Annotated in this window: 16 protein-coding genes; 6 read left to right on the top strand and 10 right to left on the bottom strand. The window is 63.3% G+C overall.

Annotated elements, in window-relative coordinates; translation table 11 throughout:
• Positions 1-90 precede the first annotated feature (90 nt).
• From ACZXDY_RS32905 to ACZXDY_RS32895, 3 genes are all read right to left on the bottom strand, one after another.
• On the bottom strand, positions 91-579 hold the full coding sequence (locus ACZXDY_RS32905; protein ID WP_464348385.1) for a VOC family protein: 489 nt from the start codon (positions 577-579) through the stop codon (positions 91-93).
• A gap of 26 nt (positions 580-605) precedes the next feature.
• On the bottom strand, positions 606-1,031 hold the full coding sequence (locus ACZXDY_RS32900; protein WP_028162581.1) for a VOC family protein: 426 nt from the start codon (positions 1,029-1,031) through the stop codon (positions 606-608).
• A 198-nt stretch (positions 1,032-1,229) separates the two neighbouring features.
• Positions 1,230-2,255 (bottom strand): alpha/beta hydrolase, encoded by a 1,026-nt coding sequence (locus ACZXDY_RS32895; protein ID WP_464348384.1) that lies wholly within the window; start codon positions 2,253-2,255, stop codon positions 1,230-1,232.
• Positions 2,256-2,493: 238 nt separating this feature from the next.
• Between ACZXDY_RS32895 and ACZXDY_RS32890 the strand changes: the two genes are divergently transcribed.
• From ACZXDY_RS32890 to ACZXDY_RS32875, 4 genes are all read left to right on the top strand, one after another.
• Positions 2,494-4,020 (top strand): amidohydrolase family protein, encoded by a 1,527-nt coding sequence (locus tag ACZXDY_RS32890; RefSeq protein WP_464348383.1) that lies wholly within the window; start codon positions 2,494-2,496, stop codon positions 4,018-4,020.
• A 175-nt stretch (positions 4,021-4,195) separates the two neighbouring features.
• A complete protein-coding gene (locus ACZXDY_RS32885) occupies positions 4,196-4,390 on the top strand; it encodes a reverse transcriptase domain-containing protein (RefSeq protein ID WP_464348382.1) in 195 nt (64 codons plus the stop codon).
• 139 nt (positions 4,391-4,529) lie between these two features.
• Positions 4,530-6,335 (top strand): D-lactate dehydrogenase, encoded by a 1,806-nt coding sequence (gene dld / locus ACZXDY_RS32880; RefSeq protein WP_464348381.1) that lies wholly within the window; start codon positions 4,530-4,532, stop codon positions 6,333-6,335.
• A gap of 67 nt (positions 6,336-6,402) precedes the next feature.
• The gene (locus ACZXDY_RS32875) at positions 6,403-6,855 is read left to right on the top strand and encodes a hypothetical protein (RefSeq protein ID WP_464348380.1); all 453 of its coding nucleotides are present in this window, start codon (positions 6,403-6,405) and stop codon (positions 6,853-6,855) included.
• Between the two features lie 12 nt (positions 6,856-6,867).
• Here ACZXDY_RS32875 and ACZXDY_RS32870 read toward each other — a convergent pair whose 3' ends face one another.
• The 6 genes from ACZXDY_RS32870 to ggt all read right to left on the bottom strand — a co-directional run bounded on the left by ACZXDY_RS32870 (position 6,868) and on the right by ggt (position 13,851).
• Positions 6,868-7,374: a cupin domain-containing protein gene (locus tag ACZXDY_RS32870; protein ID WP_464348379.1), complete on the bottom strand. Its 507-nt coding sequence runs from the start codon at positions 7,372-7,374 to the stop codon at positions 6,868-6,870.
• 188 nt (positions 7,375-7,562) lie between these two features.
• Positions 7,563-7,949 (bottom strand): FKBP-type peptidyl-prolyl cis-trans isomerase, encoded by a 387-nt coding sequence (locus ACZXDY_RS32865; protein WP_245287222.1) that lies wholly within the window; start codon positions 7,947-7,949, stop codon positions 7,563-7,565.
• Between the two features lie 145 nt (positions 7,950-8,094).
• Positions 8,095-10,368: a xanthine dehydrogenase family protein molybdopterin-binding subunit gene (locus tag ACZXDY_RS32860; RefSeq protein WP_464348378.1), complete on the bottom strand. Its 2,274-nt coding sequence runs from the start codon at positions 10,366-10,368 to the stop codon at positions 8,095-8,097.
• Between the two features lie 2 nt (positions 10,369-10,370).
• Positions 10,371-11,387, bottom strand: coding sequence for an FAD binding domain-containing protein (locus ACZXDY_RS32855; protein ID WP_464348377.1), 1,017 nt, complete (start codon positions 11,385-11,387; stop codon positions 10,371-10,373).
• Positions 11,388-11,400: 13 nt separating this feature from the next.
• On the bottom strand, positions 11,401-12,021 hold the full coding sequence (locus ACZXDY_RS32850; RefSeq protein WP_464348376.1) for a (2Fe-2S)-binding protein: 621 nt from the start codon (positions 12,019-12,021) through the stop codon (positions 11,401-11,403).
• A gap of 243 nt (positions 12,022-12,264) precedes the next feature.
• Positions 12,265-13,851, bottom strand: coding sequence for a gamma-glutamyltransferase (gene ggt / locus ACZXDY_RS32845; protein ID WP_464348375.1), 1,587 nt, complete (start codon positions 13,849-13,851; stop codon positions 12,265-12,267).
• A gap of 165 nt (positions 13,852-14,016) precedes the next feature.
• Between ggt and trhO the strand changes: the two genes are divergently transcribed.
• Entirely contained in the window at positions 14,017-14,766 is a 750-nt protein-coding gene (gene trhO, locus ACZXDY_RS32840; protein WP_464348374.1) for an oxygen-dependent tRNA uridine(34) hydroxylase TrhO, read from the top strand.
• On the top strand, positions 14,759-14,989 hold the full coding sequence (locus ACZXDY_RS32835) for a SlyX family protein (protein WP_208821557.1): 231 nt from the start codon (positions 14,759-14,761) through the stop codon (positions 14,987-14,989). The genes trhO and ACZXDY_RS32835 overlap by 8 nt, the downstream gene beginning before the upstream one ends.
• A gap of 149 nt (positions 14,990-15,138) precedes the next feature.
• On the opposite strand, the gene ACZXDY_RS32830 is transcribed toward ACZXDY_RS32835, so the two are convergent.
• The gene (locus ACZXDY_RS32830) at positions 15,139-15,360 is read right to left on the bottom strand and encodes a hypothetical protein (protein ID WP_028162593.1); all 222 of its coding nucleotides are present in this window, start codon (positions 15,358-15,360) and stop codon (positions 15,139-15,141) included.
• Positions 15,361-15,480: the final 120 nt, after the last annotated feature.

Below are 15,480 nucleotides of genomic sequence, written 5' to 3'. Positions count from 1 at the left end.
GGTGGGCAAAGCGCAGCGTGCCCACCATCCACGTTCGGTGCAAGAAAGGTGGGCACGCTGCGCTTTGCCCACCCTACGCATCTGCGCGGATTATGCCGCTGACTTCCCCTCATACGCGCGGCGGAGGCCTTCGATATCGAGCTTGACCATGCCGAGCATGGCTTGCATCGCGCGCGCTGCGCCGGCCTTGTCCGGGCCGCTGAGATATTTGGGCAGCACGCTCGGCACGATCTGCCAGGGGACGCCGAAGCGGTCCCTGAGCCAGCCGCATTGCTCGGCCTTGCCGCCATTGGCGAGCAGTGCGTCCCAGAGCCGATCGACCTCGGCCTGGTCCGCGCAGTCGATCACGAACGAGGCGGCGTAAGTGTATTCCATTTTCATCCCGCCGTTCAGCGCCATGAAGCGCTGACCAGCCAATGTGAACTCCACCAACAGCACTGTACCGGCTTTGCCGGCGGGACCATCGATGATGTTCTTCTGGACCGTGTCGATGCGGGAATCCGGCAACAGCGAAACGTAGAGCTTGGCGGCTTCCTCGGCTTCGCCGTCGAACCACAGGCAAGGGGTAATCTTGGACATGAGAAACTCCTCTACGCGATCGACGATCAAGCGCCAGCGGTCGCGGCTTTGGCGGCCGCTTCGAGATCCATCCACATCACTTCCCAGATGTGACCGTCCGGATCCTCGAAGCTGCGGCCGTACATGAAGCCGAAATCCTGCTTCGGCCCGGGGTCGGCACTGCCGCCGGCGCCGGTGGCCTTGCCAACCATGTCGTCGACGGCATCGCGGCCGTCGGCGGAAAGGCAAATCAGGACCTCGCTCGACGTTTTGGCGTCAGCGATCTTCTTCGGCGTGAACTGCCGGAATTTGTCATGCGTGAGCAGCATGACGTGAATGGTGTCGGAGAACACCATGCAGGAGGCGGTATCGTCGGAGAACTGCGGATTCTTGGCGGCGCCGATCGCCTGGTAGAAGGCGGTCGAGCGGGCGAGATCGCTGACCGGCAGGTTCACGAAGATCATTTTGGACATCAAGGGCTCCTTTGCATGGGGTTCGGCCCAAGGACGGATGGGCGGGCGGGAGTCCGACAAGGGGGGTGCAAAATTTTTTGCGGCAGGAACCCCACCCGTCATTGCGAGCGCAGCGAAGCAATCCATTTCGCCACCTGCGAAGACATGGATTGCTTCGTCGCTGCGCTCCTCGCAATGACGGTGGAGAAAGTCGCGTCATTACGTCGCAATCGGCGTCGGCATGGTCAGGAACGAGCGCGTCACATGCCAGAACAACTGCCGGTTGATCGCGAGCACCACCGAATGAGCGGTCCCGGGGAGGATGACGAACTGGCGATCGCCGTTCGGCAGCCGGTTGAAGAATTCTTCGAGATCGGCGACCGTCGCAATGCCGTCATATTCGCCGCGGACCAGCAGCACCGGCGCCAGCACCTTTTCCGGATGCACCACCGGCAGATTGGCGGTCATGTCGAGATAGGTGCCGGTCGGAATCTGGTCGCCGAACTGCAATTCCGCATCCGCGAGCGCTTCCATCACCGCGGGGTCGGAGGTGCCGGGCTTGTCGCGGGTCGCGATCGAGCGGATCATGTCGCGGTCGCGCTTGCGCATATTGTGCGAGCGGAAATAGTCGAGCTGTTCGGCGCGCTTTGCCAGTGTCGGCGATCCCTCGCCCTTGTAGGTGAAGGCCGCAAACACCAGCCGATCGATGCGCTCGGGCGCGGCCATGGCGTAGGCGCCGGCGCGCAGCGCGCCCGAGGACTCGCCGACGAAATGGTATTTCTGCCGGCCGGTCGCACCGGCGATGACCTCGACCGCGGCTTTCAGGTCCTCGACGCCGCTGGCGATATCGGAATTGCTCGAGGTGCGACCCGACTTGCCGTAATTCTCGTGATCCATGGTCCAGCAGTCGAAACCATAGCGGGCGAATTCATTCATCACGGAGTATTCGCCCTTGCCGGGCACGCTGACGTCGAACGCGCGCGAGGTCACCGATGAGCCGTGGACGAAAAACACTACCGGCCGCGACGGCTCTCCGGCTTGCGGGGCGCCGATCCGCTTGCGGTACATCCAAAGCGGGACATCGCCCTTCTTCGCCCAGTATTCGCTGCTCCAGATCTCCTCGCCGGGCGAGGGAACCGCCGACTCCGCCTGCGCGGGCGGCGCGCCGATTGCACCGGTGGCAATGCCGGCGCCGATGCTCTTGATGATCGTGCGCCGTGGGACCCTGTGTTCGGAACGCGCCATCGCTCATCTCCCCGGTGGTTTCGGATTCTCCGTCCGATCGTCGGTCACGACTTTAGCAGCGTTGGCGCGGCGTTGCGAGAGAGCTGGAGATAATCGCGCTGTACGCACGCGTTGCAAGACTCGGCGCACGCGTTTGTGAACATTGCCGCGGGAAGAAGTCGCGGACGCTTTGCAAAACTGAGCCTAGTCTTTGCCACCGCCAGACCGGAGAAAACCCGGCGCAATCAGGGAGCACTTCATGAGCAGCAATCTCACCGAAGAAGAACTTGCAGCTTTGATGCCGTCGGAACTTTGCCAATATCCGACACCGATCCCGACCCAGATCGTCTCCAGCGACGAGTTCTATCCCGACCCGCAGAACGAACGGCAGCGCGAGGTCGAGGCGCGGCTGCTCGCAATGGCCGACGAGATCGGCGCCAGGCAAGGCATGGATCGCCGCAGATTCTTCCAGACCGCCGCCGGCATGGCAGCCTCCTTCGTGGCGATGAACGAGGTCTATGGACCGCTGTTCGCGGTGAGCAGGGCCGAGGCCGCAACGCCAGCGATGGCGCAGGAACGCGCGGACGCGCTGAAAGACCAGTTCATCATGGACATGCACACGCATTTCCTGCGCGACGACACCCGCATCATGGGCTTTGTCGAGATGCGCAAGGCGGTCGGCAAGGCCGGCTGGAACAAGCAGCTCAGCGACCACGAGCAGACCATCGAGGATCTGAAGTTCAACAACTACAAGAAAGAGATGTTTCTCGACTCCGACACCAAGATCGCGCTGATCTCGTCGGCGCCATCGGACATCGAGCAGGACTGGTTCCTGACCAACGAGCAGATGGCGGACGCGCGCAAGAAGATCAACGACGAGGCCGGCTCGCGGCGGGTGTTCTGTCACGCGATCTTCACGCCCGGCCAGCCCGGCTGGCTCGACAAGCTCGATGCGGCGCTGGCGCTGAAGCCGGAGTCCTGCAAGGGCTACACGATCGGCGACAACACCCACAAGGAGATCAGCCGCTATCCGTGGCGGATGGACGACGAGAAGGTCGCCTACAAGGGCTACGAGAAGATGGTGAAGGCGGGCATCAAGAATGTCTGCGTGCACAAGGGACTGTTCCCGCCGGGCATCGAGAAGCAATATCCGAACCTGCGCGGCTTCGCCGACGTCGCCGATGTCGGGCAAGCCGCGAAAGACTGGCCGCAGCTCAACTTCATCATCTATCACTCCGCCTATCGCCATGTCGGCGGCGACCCCAAGGTGGCGCTCGCCGAGTTCGAGCGCACTGGCCGCATTGCCTGGACCAGCGACCTCGCCGACATCCCCGCGCAGTATGGCGTCAACAACGTCTATGGCGATGTCGGACAATTGTTTGCCACCACGCTGGTGGCGGAGCCGAATGTCTGCGCCGCGCTGATGGGCACGCTGATCAAGGGCCTCGGCGTCGACCACGTCTGCTGGGGCACGGACTCGCTCTGGACGGGTGCACCGCAATGGCAGATCGAGGGCCTCAGAAGGCTCGAGATCCCCGAGGCGATGCAGAAGAAGTTCGGCTATGCGCCGCTCGGGCCTGCGGACGGACCGGTGAAGCGCGCGATCTTCGGCGATAACAATGCCCGGCTCTACGACGTCCAGCCCAAGCGCGCGATGCTGGAATTGAAGGGCGACCGCTTCGCGATGATGCGAGCCGAGTACGAAAAGGCCGGCGTAGAACCGTCGAACATGCGCTACGGCTACGTGGTGCCGAACGGGACGATTGACCACCGCGTGTTTGCGTGAGCTTCAAGCTCACCGTCATTGCGAGCGCAAGCGAAGCAATCCATCTCACCACTTGTGGAGGCATGGATTGCTTCGTCGCTGCGCTCCTCGCAATGACGGGGGACTCTCTCTTCCGACGCTGTGGCGCGAGATTCCGGGTTCTCGCTCCGCGAGCCCCGGAATGACGGGAGAGCGCATGGCGTCTTTGAGTTACAAGCGGCGCGGCATCCCGCAAGGTTCACCCATCTCCCCATTGCTGGCGAATCTCTACATGCGCCGGTTCGTGCTGGGATGGAAGATGCTCGGTCTCGAGCGAAGCCTCGGCACTCGCATCGTGACCTACGCCGACGATCTCGTGATCCTATGCCGGCGGGGCAAAGCCGACTCATGACTTGTCTATTCGCACGGTGATCTTGCATCACGCCTGCGTCAAGGTTGCAAAATCCGGCCCTTGGCTTTTGACATTCCTGAGAAGTCAGCCTTACGAATAGACGACCACGGCTGTGTTGAAATAGTCGGAGCCCTTCGCCATGGAGCCTGCTGTTCGTCTGTCACCCGGCTCGATCAATGATGGCCGCACGAGCGTCACGGATGACGCCGCCCTCCTTAAGCGTCTTTCCGGTATCGTCGGAAGATCCCATGTGCTGACCGGCATGGAGAGCACCCGCAGATTCTGCACCGGCTTCCGTTTCGGACATGGTTCGGTCGTCGCGGTGGTCCGTCCCGGCACCCTCGTCGAGCAGTGGCGGGTGTTGCAAGCCTGCGCCGCCGCCAACAAGATCGTGATCATGCAGGCCGCCAATACCGGCCTTACCGGTGGCTCGACGCCCGACGGCAACGACTATGACCGCGGCATCGTGTTGATCAACACCATGCGGATCACCGGCATCCATCTTGTCAACGAAGGCAAGCAGGTGGTGTGCCTGCCCGGTGCGACGCTCTACCAGCTCGAGGACCGGTTGCGGCCGCTGGGGCGGGACCCTCATTCCGTGATCGGCTCGTCCTGCATCGGTGCCTCCGTGTTCGGCGGTATCTGCAACAATTCAGGCGGCGCGCTGATCCACCGCGGCCCTGCCTTCACGCAGCTCGCCCTGTTCGCCCGGCTGGATGAGGCCGGCGACGTTCATCTCGTCAACCATCTCGGCATCAATCTCGGCAATGATCCCGAGGCGATGCTGGAAAGGCTGGAGAAGGGAGCCTTCACGGAAGCCGACGTCGCAAACGATCCGAACCGGCTGGCGTCCGACCATGATTATGCGACGCATGTCCGCGACATCGAGGCGCCGACCGCTGCTCGCTTCAATGCCGATCCGCACCGGCTGTTCGAGGCATCGGGCAGCGCCGGCAAGGTCATGCTGATGGCGGTGCGGCTCGACACCTTCGCCAAGACCGCGCGAACCGGCGCCTTCTATATTGGCTCCAACGATCCTTCCGAACTCGAGACGATCCGCCGGCACATCCTGGCCGGGTTCAAATCGCTGCCGATCTCCGGCGAATATCTGCACCGCACAGCCTTCGACATCGCGGAAAAATACGGCAAGGATACTTTTCTCGCGATCCACTATCTCGGCACCGCCTGGCTGCCCATGCTGTTCGCAATCAAGGGACGCTTTGACGGCATTTGCGAGCGCCTAGCTTTCCTGCCGGGCAACCTCAGCGACAGAATCATGCAATTTGCAAGCTCGCTGTTTCCCCGTCACCTGCCGAAGAGGATGATGGAGTATCGCGATCGCTTCGAGCATCACCTGATCCTGCAAATGGGTGATGACGGCATCGAGGAAGCCGCTCAATATTTGAAATCGATCTTTCCCTCAGAGAACGGCGACTTCTTCACCTGTACCGACGACGAGGGCGCCAAGGCGATGCTCCACCGCTTCGCCGCCGCAGGCGCTGCGGTGCGCTATCGCGCCGTCCACGGCCGCGAGGTCGAGGACATCGTTGCCCTGGATGTCGCGCTCCGCCGCAACGACGAGCAGTGGTGTGAAAGCCTGCCGCCCGACATCGACGCAAAGCTTCTGCACAAGCTCTATTACGGCCACTTCTTCTGCCACGTCTTCCACCAGGACTACATCGTGGCGAAAGGACAAGATTGTTCGGCGATCGAGAAGCAGATGTGGAAACTGCTCGATCAGCGCGGCGCCGAATATCCGGCCGAGCACAATGTCGGCCATCTCTATCACGCGAAGCCGGCGCTGGTAGAACACTACAAGGCGCTCGACCCCTGCAATGCCTTCAATCCCGGGATCGGGCGAACCACCAAATGCCTGCATTGGAAGACCGGGCTTGACACTGGCCCCGCCGCGGCGCCGAAGATCAGCGCCTGCTGGACTTCTTGAGCCGACCGAGCCGTCAGCAATGATAGGCTGAACTTTTCAAACCACGCCGCCCAGCTATGATCGTCGAATGATCGATGCATCGCTGATCTCGGGTTTTGCGGCACTCGCCGGTGCTGCCATCGGAGGGCTGACGTCGGCAACGGCCGCCTGGTTCACCCAGCGCGCCATGGTGCATTCGCAATGGTCTGCCGGCGAAAATCTGCGCCGGCAGGACATCTATCGCGAATTCATCGAGATCGCGTCAAAATGCTACATCGACGCGCTCCAGCATGAGAATCCCGACGTTCCGGATCTGGTCGGGCTTTATGCCAAGATCTCGCGGATGCGGGTGTTGTCATCCGCCGAGATCGTTGACGAGGCCGAACGGGTTGCGCAGAGAATCCTCGATACCTATGCCGAGCCCGACAAGAGCTTCGTCGAGATGCGAGGCATGGTCAAAGACCACACCATCGACCTCCTGCATGGGTTCAGCAAAGCGTGCCGGCTGGAGTACGAGCAGTATCGATCGCGGCAATTCTAGAGTACCGCTCCGTCACTTCTTCTCATCCGGATGCCGGTGCACCGGATCGACCCACAACACCGTCTCCGGCTTCTCCACCGGCTCGATGTCGAGGTTGATCGCGACCGCCTCGCCGTCGCTGCGGACCAGCACGCATTCGAGCACTTCGTCCGGGCTGGGGTTGATCTCCTGGTGCGGCACATAGGGCGGCACGAAGATGAAATCGCCGGGGCCGGCTTCCGCCGTGAATTGCAGGTGTTCACCCCAGCGCATCCGCGCCTTGCCTTTCACGACATAGATGATGCTTTCGAGATGGCCGTGATGGTGCGCGCCGGTCTTGGCGTCGGGCTTGATGGTGACGGTGCCGGCCCAAAGTTTTTGCGCGCCGACGCGGGCAAAGTTGATCGCGGCCTTGCGGTCCATGCCGGCCGTCGACGGCACGTTCGGATCGAGCTGGTTGCCGGGAATGACGCGGACGCCGTCATGCTTCCAGCGTTCGTCGTGATCGTGGGAATGCGAGTGGTCGTGGGTGGCGGTCATCTCTGCTGCCTTCAAAAGACTGTCGCGACAACGCTACAGAAAAACGCGGTCGCAGGCCAGATGAAACCAGACACCTCTGCTCGTCATGGCCGGGCTTGACCCGGCCATCCACGTCTTGGCCAGTCGGGTCGAAAGCGCGTGGATGCCCGGGACGAGCCCGGGCATGACGGAGAGAGAGAACCCGGCCTTTACTTCACGGCCAGCAATTCGACGTCGAACATCAGCGTCGCATTCGGCGGGATCACGCCGCCGGCGCCGCGCGCGCCGTAGCCCAGATTGGGCGGGATGATGAGGGTGCGCTTGCCGCCGACCTTCATCGTGGCGACGCCCTCGTCCCAGCCGGTGATGACCTTGCGCTGGCCGATCGGAAACTCGAACGGCTCGTTGCGATCCACCGACGAGTCGAATTTCTTGCCCTTCTGGCCGTTCTCGTAGAGCCAGCCGGTGTAATGCATGACGCAGATCTGGCCGGGCTTCGGGAAAGCACCAGTGCCCTCCTTGGTATCGATAATCTGCAGTCCTGAAGGTGTCGTCACGGTTTTTCCTGCTGGTTGGGCCGATGCCATCTTCGACATGGCGGGAACGGAAATCGCGGCCGCGACGGCAGCGATGGTCTTGACGATGGTACGTCGGCTGGAGTGCATCGCAACTACCTTCTTTACGTAGGGCGGCACGTCTCTAACGCAAGGCAGGCGATTTCCCTAGCTCTTTTTCGACGCGCTATACCTCGATCTTTTCCAAACGCACTGGCAATGTCCGGATGCGCTGACCGGTGGCGTGGAAGATCGCGTTGCAGACGGCCGCGTTGGTGCCGACATTGCCGAGTTCGCCAAGCCCCTTCACGCCGGCCGGATTGATCTGCGTGTCCTCCTCCGAGAGCAGGATCACCTCAACGTCAGGAATATCGGCGTTCACCGGGACGAGATAGTCGGCGAGATTGTCATTGACGTAGCGCGCATAGCGCTCGTCGAGTTCGGTTGCCTCATGCAGCGCGGAGGCCACGCCCCAGATCAGGCCGCCCATCAGCTGGCTGCGCGCGGTGCGCGGGTTCATGATGTGGCCGGCGGCAAACGCGCCGAGCACGCGCGGCACCCGGATCTCATGCGTGAAGCGGTTGACGCGCACCTCGACGAAGTCGGCGCCGAAAGCGTAGGCGATCCTGCCGCCGAACTCCGGGCCGCCGACCATGCGCACCTGGCCGTTATGCATGGCGCGGAATGAGTCCGCCGGCGCGCCGTCGGGTTTCCACTCGCCATATTCCTCGATCACGCTGACGCCGAGCGCGTCGAACGCTGCCTCACGGTCGAGATCGAGCCGCTGGTCGCTGCGCGAGGCTCCGCCTGACGGCGTCTGGCCGACGGTCTGCCCTTGGTTCGGCATCATGGCCTTGAGCAGCCGCTGCCTGACCTGGTCGCACACCATCATCACGGTGGAGCAGGTGCTCGCGGTCGAGTTCGAGCCGCCGGCCACCGGCGCCGGCGGCAAGTCGCTGTCGCCGATCACGACGGTGACCTTCTCGACGGGAACCTCGAGCCTCGTGGCGGCCGCCTGCGCTATAACGGTGTAGGCGCCATTGCCGATCTCGTGACCGGCGATCTCGACGCGCACGCGCCCATCGCGCCGCAGCCGCACGCGGGCCGCGGCCGGCGCCATCTGGGTCGGATAGCAGGTGGTGGCGCAGCCATAGCCGATCAGCCACTCGCCGTCCGCCATCGATCGGGGCTCGCGGTTGCGCTCCGCCCAGCCGAACGCCTTAGCCCCCTCATCGAAACAGGCCATCAGCGAGCGAGACGTGTAAGGCTTGCCGCCGATCGGCTCCCGGTTCGTGTCGTTGACGCGCCGCAGCTCGATCGGGTCCATCTTCAACTGATACGCCAATTCGTCCATCGCGCTTTCCAGCGCGAAGAGGTAGGGCACTTCCGGCGGCGAGCGCATGAAGCCCGGCGTGTTGCGGTCGGCACGCACGATCCAGACCAGGCTGTCGACTTTCGGGCAGTCATAGAGCCGCGTCGTGGTCTTGGTGCCGCCGACGCAATAGGCGTCCGCGCGCGAGGAAATTTCCCAGCCCTCGTGCCGCAACGCCGTCAGCTTGCCGTCGCTCGTCGCGCCGAGTTCGACGCGATGGCGCGTCTCGGCGCGGTAGGTCGAAACGTTGAAGCCCTGATCGCGCGTGGCGACGAGCTTCACCGGGCGGCGGAGGCGACGGGAAATGCTTGCCATGATCGCGGTGCGCGGGGTCATCGAGCCCTTCGAGCCGAAGGCGCCGCCGACATAGGGATTGACCACATGCACCCGGTCCGGATCAATGCCGAGCTGGGTCGCAACTCCGTTCTTCAGGCCGTGGACGAACTGGCTTGGTTCGTAGATGGTCAGGCTGTCGCCATTCCAGGCGACGCTGGTGGCGAACAGCTCCATCGGATTGTGGTGCTGCGGCGGCGTTTCATACTCGGCCGAAATCTGCACCTCCGCCTCCTCGAACGCCTTGTCGAAATCGCCGACCTTCGGGTCGTCCTTGAACATCGCAAGCTGGCCCTTGGCGCGGGCCGCGACCGTGCCGGGCGAATGAAAGCTCGCAGTCGGCGTCGCCGCCGTATAGCTCACCTTGACCCGATGCGCGGCCTCGCGCGCCGCCTCATAGGTATCCGCGAGCACGACCGCGATGATCTGGCCCTCCTCGGCAATGTCAGGAGATCGCAGCGGCTGATTGGTCGTGGACGCATAGCCGCCATTGCTGAAGAACTTTGCGGGCTCGAGGTGCTCCGCATTCTCATGCGTCACGATATCGACAACGCCGCGCACCTTCTGCGCTTCGGACAGGTCGAAGTTGTCGACACGGCCCTTCGCGATCGCGCTGGTGACGAGATAGGCATAGGCCGGATCGCGCAGTGGCATGTCGGCAGCATATTGCGCCGTCCCGGTCACCTTGGCGACGGCATCATAGCGCGGGATCGGCTGGCCCATATTGGCTTTGGGAGCGGGAGCGGCTGTCGTCATCGTCAGATCTCCATGGTCATGGCCTGATGCAGCGCGCGGGCGACGACGCGCTTGCCGAGCTCGATCTTGAATTCATTATGGCTACGCGCGGATGCGCCTTCAAAGGCGATTTCAGCCACTCGTTCTGCCAGTGCATCGTCGAACTTCTGGCCTTTGAGCTCAGCTTCGGCGTCGCGCGCCCGCCATGGCAGCGTTGCGACACCGCCAAGTGCGATGCGCGCATCTCGCACCGTGCCGTCCTGAACATCGAGCGCGATCGCAGCCGATGCCAAAGCGAATTCGTAGGACTGGCGGTCCCGCACCTTGAGATAGGCCGAGCGCGGCCAGCGGCCGGGGATGGTGAAACCGGAGATCAGTTCACCCGGCTCGAGCGTGGTCTCGAGCTGCGGCGTGTTGCCGGGCGCCTTGTGCAGTTGCGCAAAGGGAATAGTCCGGGTGCCCGACTTGCCGGTGATGTCCACGCTCGCATCGAGCGCGATCAGCGCCTGCGCGAAATCGCCGGGATAAGTTGCGATGCATTTGTCCGAAGTGCCGAGCACCGCGTGGCTGCGGTTGAAGCCGTCCATCGCGGCGCAGCCCGAGCCCGGATTGCGCTTGTTGCAGGCCTCATAGCTGACGTCGCGGAAATAGGTGCAGCGGGTTCGCTGCAGCACGTTGCCGCCGAGGGTGGCCATGTTGCGAAGCTGCGCGCTCGCGGCAAGCTTCAGCGAGTCGGCGACGACGGGATAGTTCCGCTGGATCTCGGGATTGGCGGCGACGTCGGCCATCCGCGCCATCGCGCCGAGGCGCAGACTGCCGTTCTCCAGGCTGACCGTAGCCCACGTCGGCGACAGCGGATTGATGTCGACGATTGCGCTCGGGCGCATCACGTCGAGCTTCATCAGGTCGAGCAGCGTAGTGCCGCCGGCAAGCGGCTGGATTTCGGCTTCGGTCAGGGGATTATTGCTGGCGCTTGCCGCCGCCAGCGCCTGGATGGCCGCAGAGGGATCGGCGGCTCTTTGATAGGCAAAGGATCGCATGGGTATGCCCTTGCTAGCCAGAGAGGATTTCGGGCGCGGCCTGCTTCACGGCGGCCACGATGTTCGGATAGGCGGCGCAGCGGCAGATGTTGCCGCTCATATATTCGCGGATGTCCTCGTCGCTGCCGGCGTGGCCTTCCTTCACGCAGGCGATCGCCGACATGATCTGGCCTGGCGTGCAATAACCGCACTGGAAGGCATCCTGGTCGATGAAGGCCTGCTGCATCGGATGCAGCCGGACGCCGTTGGAGAGACCTTCGATCGTGGTGATCTCGTGATCCTGCGCCGACAGCGCGAGCGTCAGGCAGGACAGCACGCGACGCCCCTCGATCAGCACGGTGCAGGCGCCGCACTGGCCGTGGTCGCAGCCCTTCTTGCTGCCGGTGAGCCCTATATGCTCGCGCAGCGCGTCGAGCACCGTGGTGCGCGCATCGATGTTGAGGGCGTTGTCCTGGCCGTTGACGCGCAGCGTCACCGGAACGGGAAGCGTGGGATCCTGTGTCGAAGGGATCGTGGTCGTCGCCGGTCCGGCCGCGCGCGCCGCCAGCGGGAACATCGCGCCGCCGGCAGCTCCCGCGAGGAACGAACGCCGATTGAAGCTGGAACGAGATTGCGGATTTGTCTTGTCATCCATGACGGGCTCCGCTTGCGAAAGGAATTGCGGCGCACGCCTGCGCCTCACCGCCCTAACAAAGGCGGTGAAGCGTTGTTCCGGAGATGACGAAGCACAGCGCTGTGAAGCAGCGCCAGTTCCAGGATGCTGAAGACGCGCTTGGAGCGTCTTCGAGCGAAGTGGATACCGGTTCGCGTGAAGAAAACGCGTCGAGAGGAGAATCTAGAGCCTCAGTTCTGATTCAATCAGAACCGAGAAAATGCTCTAGTAACCGAGCGCGCAGCCGTCCTTGCGCGGATCGGAACCGCCGGTCAGCGTGCCCTTGTCCCAGTCGATCCAGACCGCCTGCCCGCCACCGAGCGGAGCAACCACGCTGGTGGTCTTGTGCCCTATCTTCTTCAGGCCCTCGACGATCGCGGCCGGCACGCTGTCCTCGAGCTGATAGACGCCCTCGTAATGCAGGCCGCGCGGCATATCGATCGCTTCCTGCACGTCGCAGCCATAGTCGAGGATGTTGGTCAGCACACGGGTCTGGCCGACCGGCTGGTACTGCCCGCCCATCACGCCGAACGGCATGATCGCGCGGCCGTTCTTGGTCGCAAGGCTCGGGATGATCGTATGCAGGGGACGCTTGCCCGGCGCGATGCAGTTGGGATGGCCGGGCTGGATGCGGAAGCCGCCGGCGCGGTTCTGCAAGAGGATGCCGGTCTTGTTGGAGACGATCGCCGAGCCGAAGGAGTGCGCGATCGAGTTGATGAAGGAGCAGACGTTGCGGTCCTTGTCGACCACGGTGATGTAGACCGTCGACGGATTCATCGGCGGCGCGACATTCGGCAGTTCCAGCAGCCGGTCCATGCGGATGTTCTTGATGTATTCGTCGGCGAATTCCTTGGCCAGGATGCCGGCGACATCCACATGCACGTGCCGCGGATCGCCGATGTGCTGCTCGCGCATCATGTAGGCGATGCGCGCGGCCTCCGCCTCGAGATGGAAACGTTCGACGCTGAGCGCGGGGAACTTGGTCAGATCGAAACGCGAGAGGATGTTGAGCATCAACAGCATGGTAATGCCCGGGCCGTTCGGTGGGCACTGCCAGACGTCGTAGCCCTTGTAGATGGTGCCGATCGGCGCGGTGACCTCGGTCGAGTGATTGGCGAAATCGTCCAGCGTGTGCAGGCCGCCGATGCTGCGCAGCGTCGCGACCATGTCCTCGGCGATCTCACCGGTGTAGAAGGCCTTCGGGCCGTCCTTTGCGATCGCACGCAGCGTCTTGCCGAGCTCGGGCTGGCGGATCACGTCGCCCGCGACCGCGGGCTTGCCGTGCGGCAACAGATAGCGCGCGGTGTTGGTGCCGTTCTTCAGTTTCTCGAACTGGTTCTTCCAGTCGAAGGCGATGCGGGGCGCGACGACATAACCCTCTTCCGCGGCCTTGATCGCCGGCTGCAGCAGTCTGTCGAGGCCAAACTCGCCGTGATCGTTCAGGATCGTCTGCCAGGCGTCAACGGCGCCGGGGATGCTCACCGCATGCGCCGAGGTCAGCGGCACCGAATGGATCTTGCGCTCGAGATACCATTCCGCGGTCGCCGCCATCGGCGCGCGGCCCGAGCCGTTATAGGCCGTGATCTTGCCCTCGCCTCTCGGTTGCACCAGCGCAAAGCAGTCGCCGCCGATGCCGGTCGATTGCGGCTCGATCACCGCCAGCAGCGCTGACGCGGCGATCGCCGCATCCACTGCCGTGCCGCCCTCGCGCATCACGTCGATCGCCGCCAGCGCGGCCTCCGGGTGCGACGTCGCCACCATGCCGTTGAGCGAGTGGACGGTGGAGCGGCCGGCGAAATGGAAGTTTCTCATTAAAGGTAGCTCACTTGGTTGTTCTGCATTGGAGTTCCCGGCGAGGCGGGAGCTACATGACATATTCGTGCCGTTCTCTGCAATGGCTGGCATGCCAGAGCTGCGTTGCGCCGGGAAATCCGACTAAGGGTTTTCGCTGGCCCAACTGCCTGATAAATCCGCGCCATGCCGCTGAAAGTCGCCGCCTTCTACCAATTCGCCAGTCTGCCCGATTACCGGGAGCTGCGCGACCCCCTGCACGCAATTTCTGCGGGTCTCGGGTTGAGGGGCAGCATCCTGCTGGCGAGCGAGGGCGTCAATGGCACGACCGCGGGACGCGCCGAGGCGATCGACGCCTTTGTCGGGGAACTGCGGCACGGCGCGCTGTTCGGCGGCCGGCTCGACAGATTGGAACTGAAATTCTCGGAAGCCTCCGCAATGCCATTCCAGCGAATGAAGGTGCGGCTGAAGAAGGAGATCGTCACGCTCGGCGATGCCTCCGTCGATCCGACGCGGCAGGTCGGGATCTATGTCGATCCCGCCGAGTGGAATGCGCTGATCGCCGATCCTGACACGCTTGTGATCGACACCCGCAACGCCTTCGAGGTCGCGCTGGGCACGTTCGAGGGCGCGGTCGATCCCGGCATCAAGAGTTTCGGACAGTTCAAGGACTTTGCCGCGCGCGAGCTCGATCCGGCCAGGCACCGGAAGATCGCGATGTTCTGCACCGGCGGCATCCGCTGCGAGAAGGCGAGCAGCTTTTTGCTCGCGCGCGGCTTCGGTGAAGTGTACCACCTCAAGGGCGGCATCCTGAAATATCTGGAAGAGATGCCGAAGCGGGAGAGCCGCTGGCGCGGCGAATGTTTCGTATTCGACGAACGGGTCGCGCTCGGCCACGGCTTGCGCGAGCGCGGAAAAGAGACCGCCCATGATTGACGCCAAGACGCCTGATGTGAAGACACTCGCCGAGCGCATCGATGCGCTGGAAACGCGGATCGCCTATCAGGACGACACGATCGAGACGCTGAACGAGACCATCACCGCGCAATGGAAGCAGATCGATGCGCTGACGCGGCAAATGGGGGAATTGCGCGAGCGGTTGCAGGAAGCCGAAAGCAACACGGCCGCTCCGATCAACGAGCGGCCGCCGCATTATTGAAATGTGGCCGTCGTCCCGGGCTTGACCCGGGACCCATAACCACCGCCATCCAAGATGGGCTCCGGACTCAGTTCAGAGCGTAACACTAAATCCTGTGGTTATGGGTCCTCGCTTTCGCGAGGACGACGGAGGCTCGTTCGCGACGACGGCTAGCGGAACACTGCCTTCACTTTTTCCCAGAGCGACGGGTCTTCGCTCTCGCCATCGTGCTTGGTCGGCGAAGGTTGGGCCGCGCTCACGGGGTCGGAGGCCGGAAAGGTGTGCTCCAGGCCAGCCTCAAGTTTCTCGTGCGTCTCGCGATCGGCGGCGAGCGCCTCGCGCGGGTCATCGGCATGCTTGTCATGCGGCGCCGGATTGAATTTCTCAGCCATATGCTCCCTCCATTTGCGCGGGATCAACGCACCGTGCTCTCCGACGGTTCCAGTTCTGCCTTGGCCAGACGCGGCGCGCCGTGTACAGAAGCGTCAAAATGTCAGCCGCTTCAGCAGGAA

The organism is Bradyrhizobium sp. LeoB3 (genome assembly GCF_055456055.1).
Note: the sequence above shows the minus strand (reverse complement) of the source record. Positions and strands in the feature narration are given on the sequence as shown.

Excerpts from the sequence above, each read along its gene's own strand:
- ACZXDY_RS32905 (WP_464348385.1), bottom strand. The coding sequence starts at position 579 with ATGTCCAAGATTACCCCTTGCCTGTGGTTCGACGGCGAAGCCGAGGAA.
- ACZXDY_RS32900 (WP_028162581.1), bottom strand. The coding sequence starts at position 1,031 with ATGTCCAAAATGATCTTCGTGAACCTGCCGGTCAGCGATCTCGCCCGC.
- ACZXDY_RS32895 (WP_464348384.1), bottom strand. The coding sequence starts at position 2,255 with ATGGCGCGTTCCGAACACAGGGTCCCACGGCGCACGATCATCAAGAGC.
- ACZXDY_RS32890 (WP_464348383.1), top strand. The coding sequence starts at position 2,494 with ATGAGCAGCAATCTCACCGAAGAAGAACTTGCAGCTTTGATGCCGTCG.
- ACZXDY_RS32885 (WP_464348382.1), top strand. The coding sequence starts at position 4,196 with ATGGCGTCTTTGAGTTACAAGCGGCGCGGCATCCCGCAAGGTTCACCC.
- dld (WP_464348381.1), top strand. The coding sequence starts at position 4,530 with ATGGAGCCTGCTGTTCGTCTGTCACCCGGCTCGATCAATGATGGCCGC.
- ACZXDY_RS32875 (WP_464348380.1), top strand. The coding sequence starts at position 6,403 with ATGATCGATGCATCGCTGATCTCGGGTTTTGCGGCACTCGCCGGTGCT.
- ACZXDY_RS32870 (WP_464348379.1), bottom strand. The coding sequence starts at position 7,374 with ATGACCGCCACCCACGACCACTCGCATTCCCACGATCACGACGAACGC.
- ACZXDY_RS32865 (WP_245287222.1), bottom strand. The coding sequence starts at position 7,949 with ATGTCGAAGATGGCATCGGCCCAACCAGCAGGAAAAACCGTGACGACA.
- ACZXDY_RS32860 (WP_464348378.1), bottom strand. The coding sequence starts at position 10,368 with ATGACGACAGCCGCTCCCGCTCCCAAAGCCAATATGGGCCAGCCGATC.
- ACZXDY_RS32855 (WP_464348377.1), bottom strand. The coding sequence starts at position 11,387 with ATGCGATCCTTTGCCTATCAAAGAGCCGCCGATCCCTCTGCGGCCATC.
- ACZXDY_RS32850 (WP_464348376.1), bottom strand. The coding sequence starts at position 12,021 with ATGGATGACAAGACAAATCCGCAATCTCGTTCCAGCTTCAATCGGCGT.
- ggt (WP_464348375.1), bottom strand. The coding sequence starts at position 13,851 with ATGAGAAACTTCCATTTCGCCGGCCGCTCCACCGTCCACTCGCTCAAC.
- trhO (WP_464348374.1), top strand. The coding sequence starts at position 14,017 with ATGCCGCTGAAAGTCGCCGCCTTCTACCAATTCGCCAGTCTGCCCGAT.
- ACZXDY_RS32835 (WP_208821557.1), top strand. The coding sequence starts at position 14,759 with ATGATTGACGCCAAGACGCCTGATGTGAAGACACTCGCCGAGCGCATC.
- ACZXDY_RS32830 (WP_028162593.1), bottom strand. The coding sequence starts at position 15,360 with ATGGCTGAGAAATTCAATCCGGCGCCGCATGACAAGCATGCCGATGAC.